Origin of the sequence: Erwinia aphidicola (assembly GCF_014773485.1) — a bacterium.
GTDB lineage: Bacteria > Pseudomonadota > Gammaproteobacteria > Enterobacterales > Enterobacteriaceae > Erwinia > Erwinia aphidicola.
On record NZ_JACXBP010000002.1, the window covers coordinates 212,012 to 235,377 of the forward strand.

Here is a 23,366-nt window from a genome sequence, read left to right on the forward strand (position 1 = left end):
TTAAATTCATGTCAAATCAGGTTATGAACCAATAAATGCGGGCATTTTTTACAGTTTCAACTGCTCGCCCTGCGCTTTTTTTCCAGGTCCGTAGCCTCGGATGCCAAATAAGATGGGGCCGCGCAGCGCGGCATCAAGGGGGGAAGGTAAAAAAATTTTCACTTTGCCGCAAAAAAGTGGGCCAGCTGAAGCTGACCCACTTTTTGACGCGATTGGGAGAGTTACTGAATACTGACCTGTTTTAACAGCGATTGTCTGCCGGCATCGCGCTGCAGCCAGCAGCCGACCAGCACGCCAATCAGCGCCAGCAGCAGAACGTAGTATGCCGGGGCCATTGGCGTCAGCTTCATCACCAGCGTCAGCGCGATCGGCGTCAGGCCGCCAAAAATGGCGTAGGCGATATTGTAAGAGAAGGAGATGCCGGTAAACCGCACCTCTGCCGGAAAGGCGCGCACCATCACAAAGGGCACCACGCCCACCACGCCAACGCACAGCCCGGCCAGCGCATAGGCGCTAAACAGATAAGCCGGTGCCGTGGCCGCGACGTGGAAAAAGGTATAGCTGGTCGCGGCCATCAGCACACTGCCGACAATCAGCGTTACGCCGGCCCCAATGCGATCGACCAGCGCCCCGGCAATGATGCAGCCAAAGATCAGCATCACGGTGGCAACGCTGTTGGCCTGCAGCGTCAGCGCCGCGGGCAGGCCGTGCAGTTTCTGCAGCAGCGCGGGGGCCATCAGCAATACCACCACAATACAGGCCGACAGTAGCCACGTGAGCAGCATCGAGACCACCACGCCATGCGTGTGGCGCAGCACCACCGTTTTCAACGGCAGCTCGCTCGACAGCGCTTTGCGCTGCTGCATCCGGGTAAACACCGGCGTTTCATGCAGCCAGCGGCGCAGATACATCGCCAGCAGTCCAAACCCGCCGCCCAGCAGGAATGGGATGCGCCAGCCGGTATCATGGATGCTTTGCTGGCTCATGGTCGTGGTAATCAGCGTTGCCACCAGCGAACCCAGTAAGATGCCGAAGGTCAGCCCGGCGGTCAGCGTGCCGCAGGCGAAGCCGATGCGTTTTTCCGGCACGTGTTCGGCAACGAATACCCAGGCGCCCGGCACTTCTCCGCCTATCGCCGCCCCCTGCAATACGCGCAGCAGCAGCAGTAACAGCGGTGCAGTAATGCCAATAGCGTCATAAGTCGGCAGCAGGCCCATGGCCAGCGTCGGCAGGGCCATCAGTAAAATGCTCAGGCTGAACATCTTCTTGCGCCCTTTACTGTCGCCAAAATGCGCCATGATAAGCCCGCCCAGCGGGCGCGCCAGATAACCGGCGGCAAAGATGCCAAAGGTTTGCAGCTGGCGCAGCCACTCGGGAATATCCGCGGGGAAGAACAGCTCGCCGATGACCGCAGCGAAGAAGACGAAGATGATAAAGTCGTAGAACTCCAGCGCGCCACCAAGGGCAGCCAGCGCCAGAGTTTTGTAATCCTGTCGGTTAAGACGGCGTGCGTGATCGGTCTGCATATGTTGTCAGAATGGCCCAGAGTCAGAAGAAAACAGTATCGTTGCCGCTGTAAAGCTGAGCTTACTATACCGTCAATTTTCTGCCACAGCAGCGAGCACTGGATCTTATGCCTGAAAAAATGAATTTTTAGCTATTTGTCTCGCGTCGGGCGCTTTTCGGGCGAAATGCTGCTACCACCTGCGGGTCCGTCTCGATATATGGCCCTTCCAGCAGCTGGATGCAGTAAGGCACGCTGGCAAAAATTCCGTGGACCAGGCTATTACCCTGCTCATCTTTCAATCCTTCCAGCGTCTCGGTAATTGACTTCGGCTGGCCCGGCAGGTTGATGACCAGCGACTGCTTGCGGATCACGCCAACCTGACGCGACAGGATGGCGGTCGGGACAAAGTTCAGGCTAATCTGGCGCATCTGCTCGCCAAAGCCCGGCATTTCACGGTCGGCAATCGCCAGCGTCGCGTCCGGCGTCACATCGCGCCGCGCCGGGCCGGTGCCGCCGGTGGTGAGCACCAGATGACAGAACAGCTCATCGACCAGTTCACAGATCGCCTGCTCAATCATCGGCTGCTCATCGGGCACCAGACGTTTTTCAATTTCAAACGATGTGGTCAGCGCCTTCCCCAGCCACGCTTCCAGCGCCGGTAAGCCCTGATCCTGATAGATGCCATTAGCGGCACGATCGGAAACGGAGATCAGGCCAATGCGTAGTGTATTCATAGGTTTTTGCCGTGAGATAAAGGGAGATTGAGGCAAGGATAAACCATAGCAAAGCAGGATGTATAGCGAGGGGGGAGAGATTAGAATTCAGGAATAGCCAAAACAATGGGAACTGTAGCAAGGCGGCAAATGCGCTCACCCCGCTACAGTTTAAGACTGCAGGCTATTACAGCAGTTCAGCAATCATCTTATCGAGCTTGCCCTGGTCGATGGCAAAGTTACGGATGCCTTCAGCCAGTTTCTGGACCGCCATTGGGTCCTGGTTGTGCTGCCACAGGAACTCGGACTCTGTCATTTTAGCCGGGCGCGCTTTCACTTCGCCCTGGTAAGAGAGCTTACGCTCCAGAGTGCCTTCGGTTTCAGACAGCTCTTTCAGCAGGCCCGGAGAGATGGTCAGGCGGTCGCAGCCGGCCAGTTCGATGATTTCGCCCACGTTACGGAAGCTGGCGCCCATCACCACGGTCTCGTAACCGTGCTGCTTGTAGTATTCGTAGATTTCAGTCACGGAAATCACGCCTGGATCTTCGTTCGGTGCGTACTCTTTCTTATCGGTGTTCGCTTTGTACCAGTCGAGGATACGGCCAACAAACGGGGAGATCAGGAACACGCCAGCTTCAGCACAAGCACGCGCCTGAGCGAAGGAGAACAGCAGCGTCAGGTTACAGTTGATGCCCTCTTTTTCCAGCTGCTCAGCGGCACGGATGCCCTGCCAGGTGGAAGCCAGCTTGATCAGGATGCGGTCATTGCTGATGCCGGCATCGTTATACAGTTTGATCAGGCTATGCGCTTTAGCGATGCTGCCTTCGGTGTCGTAAGAGAGGCGCGCATCAACTTCGGTAGAGATACGGCCAGGGACCAGCTTGAGGATTTCCAGACCGATGTTCACAGCCAGCTTGTCGGCAGCGTAGGAGATCTGCTCTTCTTTGTCACTGGTCTGCTCACGCGCCCAGCTCACCGCTTCGTCGATCAGCTTACGGTATTCCGGGATCTGTGCAGCGCTGAGGATCAGAGAAGGGTTAGTGGTGGCATCCTGAGGTTTGTAGAGTTTCATCGCCGCAATGTCGCCGGTATCAGCAACAACGGTAGTGAGTTGACGCAGGGAAGATAATTTGTCCGTCATAGTTGTCATTCTCATCAAAGTTGATTTGTCAGGGTGTTGAAAATGTCTGTCCCGGATGATAGCACGCGCACCCCGCCATGCAAGCAGTGCCGTTCCCCGTAACACAGCAGGAGAATGCCAGCGCACAAAATCACATTTTCCCCTGCATTCTCTGCGGGCAACAACGGCCAGATTCGGTGATAAACCTTCACCAATAGCAGCGATTCGTCACGCGAAGGCGCTTTTTTGCTAACATAGCTGCACACTGTTATCCGAAACCAGAGCGACTAAAAATTTTAAAAGGACGCGCGCATGTTGATGGTAATTTCTCCGGCCAAAACGCTGGATTTTGAAAGTCCGCTGGCGACCAAACGCTACACTCAGCCCGTGCTGCTGGATGAGTCACAAAAGCTGATTAACGTCGCCCGTAAGCTCTCCCCTGCCGATATCGGTTCGCTGATGCATATCAGCGATAAACTGGCCGTACTGAATGCCGAGCGCTTCAACGACTGGCAGCCGGATTTCACCCCGGACAACGCCCGCCAGGCGATCCTCGCGTTTAAAGGCGATGTCTATACCGGCCTGCAGGCCGAAACCTTCAGCGAGAAGCAGTTCGATTTTGCCCAGCAGCATCTGCGCATGCTCTCCGGCTTATACGGCCTGCTGCGCCCGCTCGACCTGATGATGCCGTACCGCCTGGAAATGGGGATTAAACTGGCGAATCCGGTCGGTAAGGATCTCTACAGCTTCTGGGGTGACAAGCTTACTGAAGCGCTGAACGCTGCGCTGGCGGAACAGGGCGATAACGTGCTGATTAATCTTGCCTCGGATGAGTATTTCAAAGCGGTGAAGCCGAAACTGCTGAACGGCGAGATTATCAAACCGGTATTTTTAGATGAGAAGAACGGCAAATTTAAGGTGATCAGCTTCTACGCCAAGAAAGCGCGTGGCCTGATGAGCCGCTATATCATTGAGAATAAACTGAGTAAACCGGCACAGCTGAAGACGTTCGATGTCGATGGCTACTTCTTTGATGCGGATGCCAGCAAGGGCAACGAGCTGGTGTTTAAACGTCACGAAGCCGTTTGAGCGCAGGGGCGCCCCTGAGGGTTCCCCAGAAATGACTGCTATTGCTAAACGTCTGTTAACCGGTCTGAGCTCATCCCCCCGTTAGCATCGTGCTGGCTGCGGGTTTTAAACCGCTACGCTGAAGCTTTGGGTGCCAGGAGGGAGGGCTGACCGCAATAAGGGCCAGCCCCTGTGCATCAGGTTACTTTTTCAGTAAAAAAGCACGCAGATCGGCAAAGTCCGCTTTCATATTATGCGACAGCAGTTCCATGTCGGCGCGTTCGGCCAGGGCTTCCGGCAGCGGCAGCTGCTGCTCGAGGATCGCTTCCACGCTCTCCTTAAACTTCGCCGGATGCGCGGTGCCGAGGAACAGACCGAACTCCCCTTCCTGCAGCTGATCGCGCAGCAGGCGGTAAGCGATCGCCGCGTGTGGCTCAGACAGGTAACCGATATCCGCCAGCTCGCGCATGGTGGCTTTGGTTGTCTCATCACTGACAGCACCGTAGCCAAGATCCTGCAAGCGCCAGGTTTTGCGGCGGAAAATCTCTTCCACGCGCGGCCAGTTGTTTGGCTGCGACACATCCATCGCGTTCGACAGCGTGGCAACCGTCACGTTTGGCGTCCACTCACCCTTTTCCAGGAAGCGCGGCACGGTATCGTTGGCATTGGTGGCGGCGATAAAGCGCTTCACCGGCAGGCCGAGCGATTTCGCCAGCAGGCCCGCGGTCAGGTCGCCGAAGTTACCGCTTGGCACTGAGATGACCAGCTGATTACGCTTCTCCTGCGGCAGCTGTGCGACCGCCTCGAAGTAGTAGCAGATCTGCGCCAGCAGGCGGCTGATGTTGATCGAATTCGCCGAGTTCAGGCCAATGGCTTTTTTCAGCGCTTCATCGTCAAACGCCTGTTTCACCAGGGCCTGGCAGGCATCAAAATCGCCGTCGATGGCAATCGTTTCAATATTGCCACCGAGGGTGCAGAACAGCTTCTCCTGCAGCGGGCTGATTTTGCCCTGCGGGTAGAGGATCACCACGCGCACGTTATCCATGCCGTAGAAGGCATGGGCAACCGCTGCACCGGTGTCGCCGGAGGTGGCGGTCAGAATGGTGATCTGCTCATCGGCATCGCTAACGTAGGCGAGCATCTGCGCCATAAAGCGGCCGCCGAAGTCTTTAAATGCCAGCGTCGGGCCGTGGAACAGCTCCAGCGCCGAGATATCCTCAGTCACTTTCACCACCGGAGCCGGGAAGGTAAACGCCGTTTTCAGGCGCTCGTTCAGCTGGTGCGGGGCAATTTCATCGCCGATAAAAGCCGAGAGGATTTTGCTGCTGCGGGTCACGAAATCCATCTCGAGCATCTCATCGATGTCGGTCAGTTCGAACTCAGGCAGCTCCAGTGGAAAGAACAGGCCCTGCTGTGTGCCCAGCCCCTGCTTCACCGCTTGTGCGAAGCTCACCTGCTCGTTGTGATCCTTAAGATTGTACAGTTTCATGCGTTATCCCAGTTTACGTGCGCCTGCCGTGTCTAAACGGCAAATATGGACGAAGCCTTCATCATTTTGCAGATAGTGCTGACGCAGCCACTCTGCCATGCGTTGTGCGGTATCCGGCTGGTTGCACACGGCAAACAGCGTCGGGCCGGAGCCGGAAATACCGCAGGCCAGCGCACCGATATCGGCGGCGGCCTGGCGAGCTTGTGCGAAGCCCGGTAACAATTTGGTGCGGTACGGTTCAGCAATCACATCCTGCATCAGCTTCGCGGCCAGCAACGGCTGCTGCGTATGGCAGGCGTGGATAAAACCGCCGAGATAGCGACCGTGGCGAATAATCTCCTCTTTGCGATACTGCGCAGGCAGGATCGCACGGGCTTCGGCGGTAGAAACCTTAATCCCCGGATAGGCCATTACCCACAGCCAGTCACTAAAGCCTGGCACCTGCTGGCTGATGATGCCGTTCTCTTCCAGCATCAGCTGCATGCCGCCGAGGAAGCAAGGCGCCACGTTATCATAGTGAACGCTGCCGGAAATACGCCCTTCTAACTCGCCCATCAGCGCCAGCAGTTCCGTGTCGTTCAGCGGTTTGCCGCAGTGTTCGTTCATCGCCATCAGGCCCGCCACCACCGAGCAGGCGCTGGAGCCAAGGCCGGAACCAATCGGCATGTTTTTTTCCAGCGTCATCTTCACCGGTACGCGCTTGCCGATCGCCTCACAGAAGCGGTCCCAGCACTGATAGACAATATTCTCTTTGGGGTCGGCAGGCAGTTTGCTGACAAAGCTGCCTTCGTTGTGCAGGCTGAACTCGCTGGCCGCTTCCACGGTCACGCAGTCCCCCAGCAGGGTGCCATCAACCGGCGACACCGCAGCCCCGAGCACGTCAAAACCAACGCTGACATTGCCAATTGAGGCAGGGGCATGAATTTTAACCATGATTAAACTCCCAACTTCCACGACAGAGTACGTAACAGATCGGCAAACACCCCTGCCGCGGTCACATCATTACCGGCGCCATAACCGCGCAGCACCAGTGGGATTGGCTGATAATAGCGGCTGTAGAAGGCCAGCGCGTTTTCACCGTTTTTCACTTTATACAGCGGATCGTTGCCGTCAACCGCATCGATCTTCACTTTACAGATGCCGCCCTCTTCAATGGCACCGACAAAGCGCAGCACTTTACCCGCATCGCGGGCGCTGGCGACTTTTGCCGCCATGCTGTCATCCAGCTCCGACAGGCGCGCCATAAACGCTTCCACATCGGCAATCGCGGTCAGTTCTGGCGGCAGCAGCGCTTCAATCTCAATGTCGCTCAGCTCCAGCTGATGCCCCGCTTCGCGGGCGAGGATCAGCAGCTTACGCGCCACGTCGAGGCCGGAGAGATCTTCACGCGGATCCGGCTCGGTAAAGCCCATCTCACGCGCCATTTTCGTCGCGTCAGAGAGCGATACGCCCTCATCCAGCTTGCCGAAAATAAACGACAGCGAGCCAGAAAGAATACCCGAGAAGCTGATCAGCTCATCGCCGGCATTCAGCAGATTTTGCAGGTTCTCAATCACCGGCAGACCGGCACCGACGTTGGTGTCATAGAGGAACTTACGGCGCGATTTTGCCGCCGCCGCACGCATCTGCTGATAGTAATTCCAGCTTGAGGTGTTGGCCTTTTTATTCGGCGTCACCACGTGGAAACCGTCGGCGAGAAAGTCAGCGTACTGGTCGGCGACCTGCTGGCTGGAGGTACAGTCGACAATCACCGGATTCAGCAGGTGATACTCTTTCACCAAACGATTCAGACGGCCCAGATCAAACGGCTCCTTCGCCGCCTTCAGCTGCTCCTGCCAGTTCTCCAGCGGAATGCCGTGCACGTTGGTCAGCAGCGCGCGTGAATTGGCGATACCGCAGACGCGCAGGTCAATATGCTTGTTCTTCAGCCAGCTCTGCTGACGATGTAGCTGGTCGATTAGCGCAGCACCCACGCCACCCACGCCGATAACGAACACTTCAATCACCTGATCGGTAGCAAACAGCATCTGATGCACCACGCGCACGCCAGTGGTTGCTTCGTCATTATTCACCACCACCGAAATGGAGCGCTCGGAGGAGCCCTGTGCAATCGCCACAATATTGATGTTGGCGCGCGCCAGCGCGGAGAAGAACTTGGCAGAGATGCCGCGCAGCGTGCGCATGCCGTCACCCACCACCGAGATCACCGCCAGATGCTCCATCACGTCCAGCGGCTCCAGCAGGCCATCTTTCAGCTCCAGATAGAACTCATCTTCCAGCACGCGGCGCGCACGCGCCAGCTCGCTCTGCGACACGCAGAAGCTGATGCTGTATTCGGACGACGACTGGGTGATCAACACCACCGAGATCCCGCTGCGCGACATTGCCGCAAACACGCGTGCCGCCATGCCGACCATGCCTTTCATTCCCGGGCCAGAAACGTTGAACATCGCCATATTATTCAGGTTGGTGATGCCTTTCACCGGATTATCTTCATCACTACCGTCGCCGCCGATCAGCGTGCCGGGGGCCTGTGGGTTGGCGGTATTTTTGATCAGGCAGGGGATTTGAAACTGGGCAATAGGTGAGATAGTGCGCGGGTGCAGCACTTTGGCGCCGAAGTAGGAGAGCTCCATCGCCTCCTGATAAGACATTGATTTTAACAGACGGGCGTCCGGTACCTGGCGCGGATCGCAGGTATACACGCCGTCAACGTCGGTCCAGATCTCACAGCAGTCCGCACGCAGGCAGGCAGCCAGCACGGCGGCTGAGTAGTCAGAACCGTTACGGCCCAGCACCACCAGCTCACCGCGTTCGTTACCGGCCGTAAAGCCCGCCATCAGCACCATATTGCTGGCCGGGATCAGGCGTGCGGCGATGCGGCGGGTGGATTCGGCAATATCAACGGTGGATTCCAGATAGTGGCCGACGGCCAGCAGCTGCTCAACCGGGTTAATCACGCTGACGCCATAACCGCGCGCCTGCAGCAACCCTTCCATGATGGCGATAGAGAGCTTTTCACCGCGACAGATGATGGCGGCATTGACGCTGTCCGGGCACTGCCCCAGCAGCGCGATACCGTGCAGCACCTGCTTAAGCTGGGCAAACTCCTGGTCGACTACCGCTTTCAGCTTGTCGCCGTTAAAGCCAGGCTGGGCTTCAGCCAGCCCCTGCAGCAGTTCGGCAAAAATACGCTCGGCATCAGTGATGTTCGGCGTGGCGTCCTGGCCGCTGATGGTTTTCTCAATCATTGCCACCAGGTGATTGGTAATCTTCGCTGGCGCGGACAATACGGTAGCGACCTGTCCCTGCTTTGCATTGCTTTCCAGAATGTCAGCCACACGCAGAAAACGTTCCGCATTGGCTACCGAGGTTCCACCGAATTTCAGCACTCGCATGTTCAAGCTCTCCTGAATTTTTGCCGAAAAAAAAGCCCGCACTGGTTAGGTGCGGGCTTTTTTTTGATTTTTCCTGTATGCGTCAGCCCGCACCGTTACCTGTGGTAATGGTGGTGGTAATAATGATTGTGGTAATCAGGCTGTGTTTACGCATTTTGGATTTATTCTGTCTGTAAAATCTGTCGGCCTTCAGAAGTAAAGCAAACGGTCGGCCAAGTCAATTTTTTTATCAAACGGCACTTTTCGCGCCGCGATGCCCGCTCAGCCTTTTTCCCTTCGTCGCCGATCTGTTCTGTTACGCAGAGAAAAAAAGGCAGTAAAACGCGCTAATTTTTTACTTTTTGCCAGCGTTTTTATCTATAAGTTTTTTTTCTACGTCATGCAGCAGTCGGTGCAGCATAGCGGTATCGCGCTGCTGCAGCAGGCCCAGCCGCTGCTGCATCCAGTCCGCCAGCTTTTCGTCTGCGGCCACGTCCAACTGATGCAGCAGATTCTCAGCACGCTGGCGCAGTGCATCCAGCTGTGGCACTTCTGCCGCAGCGGCCGTTTGCGCACTTACCTGGCGCAGCGCAGAGAGCTGATAGCAGTAAACCATCACCGCCTGGCCCAGATTCAGTGACGGGTAGTCAGCCGCCATCGGGATGCCGGTCAGCAGGTCAACCTGTGCCAGCTCCTCGTTGGTCAGCCCGCTGTCCTCGCGGCCAAACACCAGCGCGGCGCTGTTGACCCACTGCTGCTTCTCTTCCAGTACTGTCTGTACCTGCTGCGGCGTCGCGTAATAGCGGAACTTCGCCCGTGCGCGGGCGGTCGTCGCAATGCTGAAGTCGATATCCGCCAGCGCCGCGCTTAGCGATCCCCACTGGGTGGCATTTTCCAGAATCTCGCCCGCGCCGTGGGCCACCCGTTTTGCTGCCGGGTCGAGATGCGCCTGGCTGTCGACGATGCGTAATTCGCTAAACCCCATGGTTTTCATGGCGCGGGCGGCAGCACCCACATTTTCAGCACGCGCAGGGGCAACCAGGATCAGAGGAAAACGCATAGATATCCCAATATAGAAAAATGACGGCGCCTACTTTGCCATGCCCGCCCTTAAAAATCCAAACGGCATTAATTAACAGTAAAGCAACGCTATTTCTCGCCGATTTAAATTCGTTGGATGCAGTGTTATACTCATTCTTTATTGATTAACCTATAAAATTGGTTTTTTCACAGACAAAAACATTATCTATCAATCAATTAACATTTGTTAAAAACAACGTAAACCTGCTGTTAACTATTCACGCTAAAAGGTGACCTTCTCTACGGGTTTGTGAGCTAAGCTGGCAATCTGGGAAGAGTTTTTCACAAAAGTGTTAACGTGCTACAATTGGTTTGATATAAGTCAACTAAGCGTTGTTTTGTTGCGTAATGGTTGTTGCCTTTGCTGTTATGTTGCTGTTAATGCAGTTAGGATATACACCGTTTTGAGCACTGCCGGGGCATGCAGGATTCATCCTAATGGCTGCGCTACATATGTTGTTGACGGTAATGGATGGTGTATCAAGAACATAATTCTGTACTGCTGTTGTTATGCTTCTGGCTCTGAACACTGGGTTTTGCCAGCGCCAACAGCGGTATGCCCTGTTTCGATATTGTTGGCAATTTTAGGTAGCGAACACATGCAGACCCCGCACATACTTATCGTTGAAGACGAATTAGTCACTCGTAATACGCTCAAAAGTATTTTTGAAGCCGAAGGCTACATGGTTTATGAAGCTACAGACGGCGCTGAAATGCACCAGATCCTGACTGAAAACGACGTCAATCTGGTGATTATGGACATCAACCTGCCGGGTAAAAATGGCCTGTTGCTGGCGCGTGAGCTGCGCGAGCAGGCCAATGTTGCCCTGATGTTCCTCACCGGTCGCGATAATGAGGTGGACAAGATCCTCGGCCTTGAAATCGGTGCAGATGATTACATCACCAAACCGTTCAATCCGCGTGAATTAACCATTCGCGCACGCAACCTGCTGTCACGCACCATGAACCTGGCGGCAGTGAGTGAAGAACGTAAGCTGGTTGAAGCCTACCGCTTTAACGGTTGGGAGCTGGATATTAACAGCCGTTCACTGGTCAGCCCACAGGGCGAGCAGTACAAGCTGCCGCGTAGCGAATTCCGCGCTATGCTGCACTTCTGCGAAAACCCTGGCAAGATCCAGACCCGTGCCGATCTGCTGAAGAAAATGACCGGCCGCGAGCTGAAACCGCACGACCGTACCGTCGACGTGACGATTCGCCGCATCCGTAAGCATTTCGAATCGACTCCGGACACCCCGGAAATCATCGCCACCATCCACGGCGAAGGTTACCGCTTCTGCGGCGATTTGCAGGATTAATAATCGGCGGACCGAAAAAAAAGGTCCGCCCCTACGCGACCTGTAAACTGACATTCTGCCGTAGGGGTCGACCTTCTTTTCCGGTCGACCCGTATCAAATGTCCGCTCGACCCGCGTCAAACGTCCGATCGACCCTGTCAAATGTCCGCTCGACCCGCGTCAATCCCGTCAGGTACGTTATTTATTTCCCCACGGTATAATCGGCACCGCGCTAAGTGCATTCTTAGGCGAACCGTCGACAACCTTGTCTGAATAGCTCAGGTAGACCAGCGCGTTGCGCTTCCGATCGTAAAAACGCACAACTTGCAGCTTCTTGAAAATAAGCGATGTCCGCTGACGGAATACCACCTCCCCTTCCGCTTTGCCTTTGGCAATCTTATCGCTGATCTCTACTGGGCCAACCTGCTGACAGGAGATGGCGGCATCAGAGGTATCCTCAGCCAAACCCAGCCCCCCTTTGATTCCGCCGGTTTTTGCCCGGCTGATATAGCAGGTCACATTTTTCACATCAGGGTCATCAAAGGCTTCGACCACTATTTTATGATCGGGACCGAATATCTTAAAAACGGTGTCCACAGAACCCACCTGTTCAGCCTGTGCGGCCCAGGATGTGGCTATCACTGACGCGGCTATTAACACTTTTTTAATTGTCATCACGTTACCATTTCAAAGAAAATAGATGCCATTGTAAGTTAACTTAAACGCAAACGCCTACCTATAACTATTTCTTGATTTGTCGTTAACCTGCAGTGATTAAGCGGATTCTTACCGCTAAAATTCAACACCTTGCTTTGCAATTAATGCTAATATTCGTCGGCTTTGCTTATCTGCACCAACACTGAGTAATATGAGGACGATTTATGGACCAAGCCGGTATCATTCGAGATTTGCTTGTCTGGCTGGAGAGCCACCTGGACCAACCGTTATCGCTGGATAACGTGGCGGCGAAGGCAGGATATTCAAAATGGCATCTGCAAAGAATGTTTAAGGACGTCACCGGTCATGCGATTGGCGCTTATATTCGCGCCCGCCGCCTGTCAAAAGCGGCAGTGGCACTACGCCTGACCAGCCGGCCAATTCTGGACATCGCTTTACAGTATCGTTTTGATTCCCAGCAGACCTTCACCCGGGCCTTCAAGAAACAGTTTACCCAGACCCCTGCCTGGTATCGCCGGATATCAGACTGGAATGCCTATGGCCTGCGGCCTCCTATTCGCCTTGGCGATAGCAAACTGCCTGAACCTACGTGGGTCAGTTTGCCGGAAACCGAGCTGATAGGGCAAACCCAAAGCTACACCTGCACTCTGGAACAGATTTCTCGCTTTCGCGATGAGATGCGCCTGCATTTCTGGCGCCAGTTCCTGACTGAGACCGATACGGTTCCGCCGGTGCTGTATGGCCTGCACCAGTCGCGACCGAGTGCGGAAAAAGATGATGAGCAGGAGATCCTGTATACCACCGCCGTGACGTCCGATCAGATGTCCAGCCAGCTTCATGCCACTCAGCGGGTGATGTTGGAAGGCGGGGATTACGTACAGTTTACCTATGAAGGGCCGCGTAGCGGTCTTCAGGAGTTTGTCCTGCAAATCTACGGAACCTGTATGCCGACACTGAAACTGACACGTCGCCACGGTCAGGATATTGAGCGTTTCTACACCCACGGCGGTAAGAAGCGCGCTGAACCTCCGGTCGATATTCGCTGTGAATATCTGATCCCGATCCGTCACAATCAGGATTAAGCAGACAGATGTCAAAAGGGCCGCTCACTGCGGCCCTGTTTATCTCAGGCATTCCATTAGCGCTGCAGTTCGTCGAGTGACGTCTGTTCAAGATGCGCCACATCCCCGGCCGTTTCCACCACCCAGCCAGAAGCCAGCCACGCGCTCTGTTGATGATCAACCCGCGAGAGGGAACAGTTGCGCAGGCGCAGACGGCGTTCTGCATTCGCTGGCAGCCCCAGAATGGTGCTCAGCAGCACGCCCAGCGCCATGCCGTGGCTGACAATCAGCGGACGGCTCCCCTCGGGCAGTTCGAGGCAGGCATTGAGCGCCTGATGCATGCGCGCCGCCATTTCGCTCATCGACTCCCCTTGCGGGATGCGGCCATTGACGGTGCCATCCACCAGCGTTTTGCGCCAGCCCTCTTCCTCAGCGCTGAGTGAATCCAGCTGGCGCTGTTCCAGCACGCCCATATTCAGCTCACGCAGGCGTGGGTCGAGTGTCACTTCACAACCGCAGGCATCGGCAATGATCTCGGCGGTACGGCGGGTACGGCCCAGATCGCTGGCGATCACATGGGTAATTCCGAGCTGCTTCACTCGCTCCCCCACCTGATGAGCCTGCTGCTCTCCTTTTTCAGTCAGCGCGCTGTCTGACTGGCCCTGAATGCGACGAGCCGCATTCCATAGCGTTTCTCCGTGGCGAACAAGATAGACCTGTAACATGCTTTTTTCCGTTATACTGCGACAAATTTGCGTAGAGGGTTCAAACAATTATGTACCATGTTGTCGCTGCTACCATCAATCCCGCCAAAATTAAGGCAATTTCTCAAGCGTTCAGCGATATATTTGGCGAGGGATCCTGCCATATTGAAGGTGTCGAGGTCGATAGCGGCGTGGCCGCACAGCCGATCACAAACACAGAAACGCGAACTGGCGCACGTCAGCGCGTGATGAATGCCCGCCAGGTCAGACCAGAAGCCGACTTTTGGGTCGCGATTGAAGCCGGTATTGAAGATGACAGCGCCTTCGCGTGGATGGTGATAGAAAACCATAAGCTGCGTGGTGAATCACGCTCTGCCAGCTTCACCCTGCCGGCGATTGTGATGAAGGGCATTCACGCCGGGCGCGAGCTGGGTGATGAAATGGCGCGCCTGACCGGTGTTGAGAATATTAAGCACAAAGGTGGTGCTATCGGGGCGTTTACCGCAGGCCATCTGACGCGCACCAGCGTTTACCATCAGGCGCTGATCCTCGCGCTGTGCCCGTTCCATAACGACATCTATCAGCGCAAAGCCGATGATGGCTCAGACCTTATCTGAGCCATTTAGCAGCTGCGCCTCCAGCCACTGCTTCAGGGCTGGCGGCGCACTTTTCAGGCTGTTCGAGCCACGGGTAATCGTGGCAATCCCCGCACCCAGCTCATTCTTCAGCTCACGCTGGCTCATCTTGCCGCGCATCAGCTCTTCAATAATCCGTAGCCGGGTTCCCAGCGCTTCACGCTCGTCCGGGGTCAGCATCAGCTGCAGCAGCGGCAGATGAAGCTCACCCTGATAGGCGCGCTGTAGCAGCGTGACAAAGCGCAGCCAGTCTTCATTGGCTGGCTCTGCGGTAACGGGAATGGGTGCGTGTTCGTTCATGATATGCCGCCATACTATTTAACTAGTACAGAAGCATACCATCATCGTCTGCATACTTGAAGCTACAGCTGTATCGGCTGCGCACAATCAAATTTAGTAACGCTGCTGCCACTCGCTGTCGGCAAACAGCTTATCGGACTTATTCAGGAAGTGGCGGTAGTAAGCGTCATACGCCAGCACGTTCTTCACGTAGCCACGGGTTTCTGAAAACGGGATCGTCTCCACAAACGCCACCACGTCAATGCGCCCGGCGCTGTTGCCCTGCCAGGTGCGCACCCGCGACGGACCCGCGTTGTACGCCGCCGAGGCAAAGATACGGTTCTGACCAAACTGCTGATAGACCGATTCCAGATACTGCGTACCAATCTGGATATTGGTTTCCGCATCCAGCAGCTGGCTGCTGTTGCTGTAGCCCGGAATAGCAAATTTAGTCACGGTGTGCTGCGCCGTGGCGGGCATCACCTGCATCAGGCCCGCGGCGCCCACCGGGGATCGCGCTTTCGGGTTCCAGGCGCTCTCCTGACGGGCGATCGCCATGGCATAGCTGATCGGGATGCTCTTACCGCTGATATTGCGTTCAAACTGCGGCTGCCAGGCGATGGGGAAACGCTCCTGCAGGCTGTTCCACAGTTTGCCGGTGATCGTTGCCTGCACGCTGAGATCCCACCAGTTCTGCTGACGCGCGTAGCTGGCCAGCATCTGCTGCTGCGAGGTGGTACGGCTGGAGACCAGGTAGCTCCACTCGCTGCGCGCCAGGTTATCCATCCCCCAGTACATCAGCTCGCGCACGCGGGCAATCTCAGGGCCGCTGGTCAGGCTGCTGTCGACCGCCGGAGCCGTATCAACCTGCAGCGGATAGTCCACGCCCAGCTTTTGCGCAGCGGCCATCGGGTAGAAGCCGCGCTCCTGCATCAGCTTGCGCAGAATGCCTTGCGCTTCATCCTTGCGCCCCTGCTCCAGCAGCAGGTCGGCCTGCCAGTACTGCCACTCGTCTTTCTCTTTCGCTTCCACCGGCAGACGGGCGATCCAGGTATTCATACCGCGGCGATCGTTATTGCCCAGCGACATGCGCACCCGCCGCTCAATCAGCGACGTTGAATCGCTGCGCATCACCACATCGTCGCGCCAGCGCGCCTGTTCGCTGGTGATATCGTTGCCCATCAGACGCCAGGCCACGGTCTCTTTCAGTTCCTGCGCCTGCTGTTCGTCGAGCTTTTGCAGCTGCACCAGCGTCGGGATCATTTGGCGCGCATTCTCCACATCGCTGCGCGCCACGCTGGCAAAGGCAATCACCGTGGCCTGGCGGGTAAAGTCGGTCGGCCCCACGCTGCGCGCGAAGTTCTCAATGGTGCCCGGATTGTTTTGCAGATCCATCACCGCATTGGCAATGGTCTGATAATCCTGCGGCAGCTGCTTAGCAAGGAAATTCACCAGGCTGCCGTTACCCGCCTTCATCGCCAGGCGGATGCGCTCCAGCGTGGTGATCGGGTTTTGCTGTCCGGCCTGCTGCCAGACGGTAAACAGCTTATCGCAGGTAGCAGGCAGCGAGGTTCCGGTCAGCCAAATCGACTTCGCTCCCTCCCAGGCCACCTGCTGCTCGCCGGTTGCCCATTTGGCGTAATACCAGTTGCAGCGCGCCGCAACCGGCTTCGGCGCCTGCGGGCTGAACACCAGCAGCCCGCGCCAGTCTTCGCGGCGGGCCAGTTCATTAACAAAGCGTGAGGAGAGCGAGCGCACCGGCGGCAGCGTCGGGTAACGTTGGATAAATGCGTTCACCGCCAGCCCGGTCTCCTGATCGAGGTTCTGCGCCAGCTGACGATACTCCAGATAGGGATAGAGTGGATAATCGCGCAGCGTCGGCATCAGCTGGTCGACGGTATCCATCTGCTTGCTGTCCCACGCCTGCTTGATTTGCAGGTAGCGGGTACGCTGTTCATCCAGTGAATCCGCCCAGGCACTGCCGGTGGCTGCCGTTAAGCACGCCGCTACTACCCATAACTGCCACTTGTCCGCCATGACTTTCCCCACGTTACCGCCTTAATTATCCTGAACCGCGAAATGTATCCCCTTCATGCTAACCAGGTGCGGCCCAACGTGCCATGAACTGAACAAATATTTACGGAATGACACCCCCACTCCTCTGTAGGGGTCGATCCTCTTTTTCGATCGACCCGGCATTGAAAACACGGAGCGACCAAAAAAAGCGGTCGCCCCCTACGCCATTTTTTCGCTCGGCACGCTCGCATTCCATTGTAGGGGTCGATCCTCTTTTTCGATCGACCCGACATTGAAAACACGGGGCGACCAAAAAAAGCGGTCGCCCCCTACGCCATTTTTTCGCTCGGCACGCTCGCATTCCATTGTAGGGGTCGATCCTCTTTTTCGATCGACCCGGCATTGAAGATACGGGGCGACCAAAAAAAGCGGTCGCCCCCTACGCCATTTTTTCGCTCGGCACGCTCGCATTCCTTTGTAGGGGTCGATCCTCTTTTTCGATCGGCCCGGCATTGAAAACACGGAGCGACCAAAAAAAGCGGTCGCCCCCTACGCCATTTTTTCGCTCGGCACGCTCGCATTCCTTTGTAGGGGTCGATCCTCTTTTTCGATCGACCCGGCATTGAAGACACTGGGCGACCAAAAAAAGCGGTCGCCCCTACGCCATTTTTTCGCTCGGCACGCTCGCATTCCTTTGTAGGGGTCGATCCTCTTTTTCGATCGGCCCGACATTGAAAACACGGAGCGACACAAAAAAGCGGTCGCCCCCTGCAACGGTCCAACCCTTGCCCCAACTTTGTACAAAGCCTGCGCACTGAGCGTGCATGCGGTCAGTCTGAATTTTAAAATATCGCTTTAAATCAATATATTAAAAACTGGCACATCGTTTGCTTTGTTGAATTCCATCTTGTATACCAGACGGAATTCAACATATGGCTTTGACCACCGGGTTTACGCTCCAGCAGTGGCAGCAGCACCATCAGCAGCATCCACAGGAGGTGCTCTCCACGCTGGAGGCGCTGCTGGCCTCGCTCTCTATCGATGACAACGCCTGGCTCTACCTGGCGACGAAGGCGCAGCTGCGTGCGCAGCTGGAACCGCTGCTGGTCGCCTGGCAGCAGGATCCCGCCTCGCTGCCGCTGTTTGGCGTCCCCTTTGCGGTGAAAGACAATATTGATATTGCCGGCTGGCCGACCAGCGCCGCCTGCCCGGCATTTACCTACACCGCGGAAAGCGATGCCGTGGCAGTCGCGAATCTCAAGGCCGCCGGCGCGATTGCCATCGGCAAAACCAATCTCGATCAATACGCCACCGGGCTGGTCGGCACGCGCTCGCCGTTTGGCGCGGTGTGTAACACCTTTAATCCTGACTACGTCAGCGGCGGGTCCAGCTCTGGCTCTGCCTCCGTCACCGCGCGCGGCCTGGTGTGCTTCGCCCTTGGCACCGACACGGCCGGCTCCGGGCGCGTTCCGGCCGGGTTTAACAATATTGTTGGCCTGAAGCCCACCAAAGGCTGGCTCTCCGCCACCGGCGTGGTGCCCGCCTGCCGCCTGAATGACACCATCTCAATCTTTGCCCTGACGGTGGAAGATGCCTTCCTCGCCGCCAGCTGCGCAGGGGGTTATGACAGCCTCGACGCCTACTCGCGTGTTAACCCAGGCCTTGCCCCGGCCTCGCTGCCGGAAGCGGCGCGTTTCGCGATTCCGGCCAGTCCGGAGTTCTTCGGTGACCAACAGGCGCAGGATGCGTGGCAGGCCGCCCTGGACAAATTAATCGCTGGCGGAGCCACGCTGCATCCGATCGACTTCACCCCCTTCACTCAACTCGCCGAGCAGCTCTACTACGGCCCGTGGGTGGCAGAGCGCACCGTGGCGGTGGGCGAAATGCTGTCGCGCCCGGAAGAGATGGACCCGGTGGTGTATGGCATCGTCGCCAGCGGCAACAGCTACAGCGCGGTGGATGCCTTTAAGGCTGAGTACCTGCGGGCCGAACTGACCCGTCAGATCCAGCAGACGCTGAGCCAGTTCGACGCCTTAGTGGTGCCCACCTCGCCGACCATTCACACCCTGGAAGAGATGAAGCAGGAGCCGGTGCGCTACAACTCGCAGTTCGGCACTTACACCAACTTCACCAACCTCGCCGACCTGTCAGCCCTTGCGCTGCCGGGCCCGTTCCGCGCCGACGGCCTGCCTGCGGGCATTACGCTGATCGCCCCGGCCTGGTATGACCGGGCGCTGGCGACCTTTGGCAGCCGCTGGCAGAAGCGCCAGGCCCTGAGCCTCGGCGCCACCGGCAGGCCGCTGCCGTTCGCCAACGATCTGCCTGCCTCCGCGCTGCACGTGCGCGTGGCGGTGGTCGGCGCGCACCTTAGCGGAATGCCGCTCAACCACCAGCTGACGCGCCGCGATGCGGTGCGGGTTGAAGAGACCACCACCGCCGCCTGCTACCGTCTGTACGCGCTGGCCAACACTACCCCGCCAAAGCCGGGCCTGGCACGCGATAGCGCAGGCAGCGCCATTATCGTTGAGCTGTGGGATATCCCGCTGGCGCGCTTTGGCGAGTTCGTGGCGGAGATCCCCGCCCCGCTCGGCATCGGTACGCTGGAGCTGGCCGATGGCCGCACGGTGAAAGGCTTTATCTGCGAACCTGCGGCGCTGACGCAGGCCACTGACATTACCGAATTCGGCGGCTGGCGTCGCTGGCTGAGCCGCGAGGAGAAATCTCATGTTTAGCACTGTTCTGATCGCTAACCGCGGCGAGATTGCCTGCCGCGCCATCCGCACCCTGAAGCGCCTCGGCGTGACCAGCGTGGCGGTCTACTCCGACGCCGATAAAAACGCGCAGCACGTCAAGGATGCCGACATCGCTATCGCCCTCGGCGGGGATAAAGCCAGCGACAGCTACCTGGCAATCGACAAGATCCTCACCGCCGCCAAACAGAGCGGTGCCCAAGCGATCTGGCCGGGCTACGGCTTCCTCTCCGAGAGCCTGGCCTTCGCCGCCGCCTGTGAAGCCGCCGGGATTGAATTTGTCGGCCCGACCGCGCAGCAGATTGGCGAGTTTGGCCTCAAGCACCGCGCGCGCGAGCTGGCCGCCGCCGCTGGCGTGCCGATGACGCCCGGCACCCCGCTGCTAGCCTCACTGGACGATGCCATCGCAGCCGCCACCCGTATCGGCTACCCGGTGATGCTGAAAAGCACCGCGGGCGGTGGCGGCATCGGCCTGACGCGCTGCGCGGATGAGGCCGCACTCATCAGCGCCTGGGAGAGCGTGCGCCGCCTCGGCGAACAGTTCTTCAGCGACGCAGGGGTGTTTCTGGAGCGCTGCATCGACCAGGCGCGCCACGTCGAAGTACAGATCTTCGGTGACGGTAAAGGCAAGGTTGTGGCCCTCGGCGAACGCGACTGCTCGCTGCAGCGCCGTAATCAGAAAGTGGTGGAAGAGACCCCGGCGCCGAACCTGCCTGCCGCCACCCGCGCTGCCCTGCTGGCATCCGCCGTTAAGCTCGGCGAGCTGGTCAACTATCGCAGCGCCGGGACGGTGGAATATATCTATGACGCGGCGCGCGACGAATTCTTTTTCCTCGAAGTGAACACCCGCTTACAGGTGGAGCACCCGGTCACCGAGTGCGTGACCGGGCTGGATCTGGTGGAGTGCATGCTGCAGGTCGCCGCCGGGGAACAGCCGGACTGGGCGAAGATGGCCCGGATGCCGCAGGGCGCCTCGATCGAAGTGCGTATTTACGCTGAAGATCCGCTGAAAAACTTCCAGCCCAGCCCCGGCGTATTGACCGAAGTCTGCTTCCCGGAGGGGGTGCGCGTCGACAGCTGGATCAGTACCGGCACCGAAGTCTCGCCGTTCTACGATCCGATGATCGCCAAGCTGATTGTCCATGCCGACAGCCGCGCGGCGGCGCTGGAAAAAATGCAGGCGGCGCTCAGTGAAACCCGCCTGCACGGCATCGCCACCAACCTCGACTACCTGCGCCAGATCGTCGCCACCGAGGCCTTCCGCACCGGCAACGTCTGGACGCGCCTGCTCGACGGCTTCACGCCAAAAGCGCCGGTGATCGAGGTGATCCAGCCCGGCACCTGGAGCAGCATTCAGGACTATCCGGGCCGCCTCGGCTACTGGGACATCGGCGTGCCGCCGTCCGGCCCGATGGATGATTACGCTTTTCGCCTGGCCAACCGCATCGTCGGCAATGCTAAAGAGGCCGCCGGGCTGGAGTTCACTCTTCAGGGGCCAACCCTGCGTTTTCACAGCGACGCGCTGATTGCCCTGACCGGTGCCGCCTGCCCGGCAGCGCTGGACGGCGAAGAGGTGGCGTACTGGCAGCCGCTAAAGGTTAAAGCCGGGCAGACGCTGACCCTCGGCCGTGCTCAGCAGGGTTGCCGCACCTATCTGGCGGTGCGCAACGGTTTCGACGTGCCGGAATACCTCGGCAGCCGCTCGACCTTCGCCCTGGGTCAGTTTGGCGGCCACGCCGGGCGCACCCTGCGCGTCGCCGATATGCTGGCGATCTCCCAGCCTGAGCTGGCCGCCTGCACCACGCCCGCCCCGCAGACTGAACCCGCCGCGCTGGCCCCGGCGCAGCAGCCTGTGTATGGCGACGAGTGGCGCATCGGCGTGCTGTACGGCCCGCACGGCGCCCCGGACTTCTTCACCCAGCAGTCGATTGACGAGTTCTTCGCCGCCGAGTGGCAGGTGCACTACAACTCAAACCGCCTCGGGGTGCGCTTAGTCGGCCCAAAACCGGGGTGGGCACGCGCCAACGGCGGCGAAGCCGGTCTGCATCCGTCCAACGTCCACGACTGTGAATACGCCATCGGCGCGGTCAACTTTACCGGCGACTTCCCGGTGATCCTCACCCGTGACGGACCGAGCCTCGGCGGCTTCGTCTGCCCGGTGACCATCGCCAAAGCCGAACTGTGGAAGGTTGGCCAGGTGAAACCGGGTGACCGCATCCGCTTCCATCCGATCGGTTTCGACGAGGCGCACGCGCTGGAGCAGGCGCAGGACCGCAGCGTCGACAGCCTGAGCGCCCTGCACTGCGCCCCCTTTGCCGTGCCGTCACTGGCGCAAACCGCACAGGGCTCGGGCACGGTTCTGGCGGCGATCAAAGCCACTACCAGCACGCCAACCGCGATTTATCGCCAGGCGGGCGACAACTACATCCTGCTGGAGTATGGCGACAACGTGCTGGATCTGGCGCTGCGCCTGCGCGTTCACCTGCTGATGACTGCGCTGCGCGAGTCCGGCCAGCCGGGGGTTGAGGAGCTGTCTCCGGGCGTGCGCTCGCTGCAAATTCGCTACGACAGCCAGATCCTCAGCCAGAAACAGCTGATGACCCTGCTGCTTCAGCTGGAAAAAAATCTCGGCGACGTCACGCAGATGAAAGTGCCGTCGCGCATCGTTCACCTGCCGATGGCCTTTGAGGATAGCGCCACGCTGGGAGCGGTTGAGCGCTATGCCGAAACCGTGCGCACCAGCGCGCCGTGGCTGCCCAACAACGTTGATTTCATCCAGCGTATTAACGGCCTCAGCAGCCGTGAAGAGGTCAGCAGCACCCTTTTTGATGCCAGCTACCTGATCCTCGGCCTCGGCGACGTTTACCTCGGCGCACCGTGCGCCGTGCCGATCGACCCGCGCCACCGCCTGCTGAGCTCGAAATACAACCCGGCGCGCACCTTTACCGCCGAAGGTACCGTCGGCATCGGCGGCATGTACATGTGCATCTACGGCATGGACTCACCGGGCGGCTACCAGCTGGTCGGGCGCACGCTGCCAATCTGGAACAAGTTCCTCAAGAACGAACAGTTCGCCGCCAGCGAGCCGTGGCTGCTGCGCTTCTTCGACCAGGTCCGTTTCTACCCGGTGAGCGAAGCCGAGCTGGACGTGCTGCGCGACGATTTCCGCGAGGGGCGCGCCACCATTCGCATCGAGCCGTCGCTGTTTGATTTCGCCGAACATACGCAGTTTCTTAACGAAAATGCGCACTCTATCGCTGAATTCCGCCGCAGGCAGGCCAGCGCCTTTGAGACCGAAGTGGCGCTGTGGGCGCAGGAGGAGGAAGGCGCGCCGCTGACCAGCGAAGAGACGCTGTGCCCGGCGCCAGAGGATGACGGCGCGCTGCAGGTCAGCGCCGACATGAACGGCAATATCTGGAAAGTGCTGGTGCAGCCGGGCGACGAAGTGGCAGCCGGGCAGCCATTGATCATCGTGGAAGCGATGAAAATGGAGCTGGCGATCAACGCCCCGCAGGCCGGGCGCGTGAAGCGCATCGGCTGCCAGCCAGGCCGCCCGGTCAGCCCCGGCGATGCCCTGCTATGGCTGGAATAGTC

18 protein-coding genes and 1 other annotated feature are annotated in these 23,366 nt (G+C 58.2%); of the genes, 6 read left to right on the forward strand and 12 right to left on the reverse strand.

From position 1 onward, the window contains the following. Window positions 1-221: 221 nt before the first annotated feature. From ID864_RS05405 to tal, 3 genes are all read right to left on the reverse strand, one after another. Window positions 222-1,526 (reverse strand): MFS transporter, encoded by a 1,305-nt coding sequence (locus ID864_RS05405; protein ID WP_048914788.1) that lies wholly within the window; start codon window positions 1,524-1,526, stop codon window positions 222-224. A gap of 127 nt (window positions 1,527-1,653) precedes the next feature. Continuing rightward, window positions 1,654-2,241: a molybdopterin adenylyltransferase gene (gene mog, locus ID864_RS05410; RefSeq protein ID WP_048914787.1), complete on the reverse strand. Its 588-nt coding sequence runs from the start codon at window positions 2,239-2,241 to the stop codon at window positions 1,654-1,656. Between the two features lie 166 nt (window positions 2,242-2,407). Next, the gene (gene tal, locus ID864_RS05415; protein WP_048914786.1) at window positions 2,408-3,361 is read right to left on the reverse strand and encodes a transaldolase; all 954 of its coding nucleotides are present in this window, start codon (window positions 3,359-3,361) and stop codon (window positions 2,408-2,410) included. Between the two features lie 291 nt (window positions 3,362-3,652). On the opposite strand from tal, the gene yaaA reads away from it, so the two are divergent. Beyond that, a complete protein-coding gene (yaaA, locus tag ID864_RS05420; protein WP_191149523.1) occupies window positions 3,653-4,429 on the forward strand; it encodes a peroxide stress protein YaaA in 777 nt (258 codons plus the stop codon). 181 nt (window positions 4,430-4,610) lie between these two features. Here the strand turns inward: yaaA and thrC are convergent, their stop codons facing one another. From thrC to ID864_RS05445, 5 genes are all read right to left on the reverse strand, one after another. Next, window positions 4,611-5,897, reverse strand: a complete 1,287-nt coding sequence (thrC, locus tag ID864_RS05425; RefSeq protein ID WP_048914784.1) for a threonine synthase — start codon at window positions 5,895-5,897, stop codon at window positions 4,611-4,613. 3 nt (window positions 5,898-5,900) lie between these two features. Next, entirely contained in the window at window positions 5,901-6,830 is a 930-nt protein-coding gene (thrB, locus tag ID864_RS05430) for a homoserine kinase (protein ID WP_048914783.1), read from the reverse strand. 2 nt (window positions 6,831-6,832) lie between these two features. Beyond that, entirely contained in the window at window positions 6,833-9,295 is a 2,463-nt protein-coding gene (gene thrA, locus ID864_RS05435) for a bifunctional aspartate kinase/homoserine dehydrogenase I (protein ID WP_191149524.1), read from the reverse strand. A 25-nt stretch (window positions 9,296-9,320) separates the two neighbouring features. Next, window positions 9,321-9,442: a sequence feature (Thr leader region), on the reverse strand. After that, on the reverse strand, window positions 9,378-9,449 hold the full coding sequence (gene thrL / locus ID864_RS23940) for a thr operon leader peptide (protein WP_099753906.1): 72 nt from the start codon (window positions 9,447-9,449) through the stop codon (window positions 9,378-9,380). It overlaps the preceding feature by 65 nt. Window positions 9,450-9,629: 180 nt before the next feature. Further along, entirely contained in the window at window positions 9,630-10,334 is a 705-nt protein-coding gene (locus ID864_RS05445) for a tRNA/rRNA methyltransferase (protein ID WP_062820895.1), read from the reverse strand. Between the two features lie 619 nt (window positions 10,335-10,953). On the opposite strand from ID864_RS05445, the gene arcA reads away from it, so the two are divergent. Beyond that, on the forward strand, window positions 10,954-11,670 hold the full coding sequence (arcA, locus tag ID864_RS05450) for a two-component system response regulator ArcA (RefSeq protein ID WP_048914780.1): 717 nt from the start codon (window positions 10,954-10,956) through the stop codon (window positions 11,668-11,670). Between the two features lie 177 nt (window positions 11,671-11,847). Here arcA and creA read toward each other — a convergent pair whose 3' ends face one another. After that, entirely contained in the window at window positions 11,848-12,324 is a 477-nt protein-coding gene (creA, locus tag ID864_RS05455) for a protein CreA (protein WP_048914779.1), read from the reverse strand. 206 nt (window positions 12,325-12,530) lie between these two features. Between creA and robA the strand changes: the two genes are divergently transcribed. Further along, entirely contained in the window at window positions 12,531-13,409 is an 879-nt protein-coding gene (robA, locus tag ID864_RS05460; RefSeq protein ID WP_048914778.1) for an MDR efflux pump AcrAB transcriptional activator RobA, read from the forward strand. Window positions 13,410-13,465: 56 nt separating this feature from the next. Here the strand turns inward: robA and gpmB are convergent, their stop codons facing one another. Beyond that, on the reverse strand, window positions 13,466-14,113 hold the full coding sequence (gene gpmB / locus ID864_RS05465; RefSeq protein ID WP_062818081.1) for a 2,3-diphosphoglycerate-dependent phosphoglycerate mutase GpmB: 648 nt from the start codon (window positions 14,111-14,113) through the stop codon (window positions 13,466-13,468). Window positions 14,114-14,163: 50 nt separating this feature from the next. On the opposite strand from gpmB, the gene yjjX reads away from it, so the two are divergent. Beyond that, window positions 14,164-14,709, forward strand: coding sequence for an inosine/xanthosine triphosphatase (gene yjjX, locus ID864_RS05470; protein WP_048914776.1), 546 nt, complete (start codon window positions 14,164-14,166; stop codon window positions 14,707-14,709). Here yjjX and trpR read toward each other — a convergent pair. Both trpR and sltY read right to left on the reverse strand, forming a co-directional pair. Further along, window positions 14,695-15,027, reverse strand: coding sequence for a trp operon repressor (trpR, locus tag ID864_RS05475; protein WP_048914775.1), 333 nt, complete (start codon window positions 15,025-15,027; stop codon window positions 14,695-14,697). The genes yjjX and trpR overlap by 15 nt on opposite strands. A 93-nt stretch (window positions 15,028-15,120) precedes the next feature. Further along, window positions 15,121-17,043, reverse strand: coding sequence for a murein transglycosylase (sltY, locus tag ID864_RS05480; RefSeq protein ID WP_099753898.1), 1,923 nt, complete (start codon window positions 17,041-17,043; stop codon window positions 15,121-15,123). Between the two features lie 911 nt (window positions 17,044-17,954). Here sltY and atzF point away from each other — a divergent pair. Continuing rightward, a complete protein-coding gene (atzF, locus tag ID864_RS05485; RefSeq protein ID WP_048914772.1) occupies window positions 17,955-19,754 on the forward strand; it encodes an allophanate hydrolase in 1,800 nt (599 codons plus the stop codon). Continuing rightward, window positions 19,747-23,364, forward strand: coding sequence for an urea carboxylase (gene uca / locus ID864_RS05490; RefSeq protein WP_191149525.1), 3,618 nt, complete (start codon window positions 19,747-19,749; stop codon window positions 23,362-23,364). The genes atzF and uca overlap by 8 nt, the downstream gene beginning before the upstream one ends. Window positions 23,365-23,366: the final 2 nt, after the last annotated feature.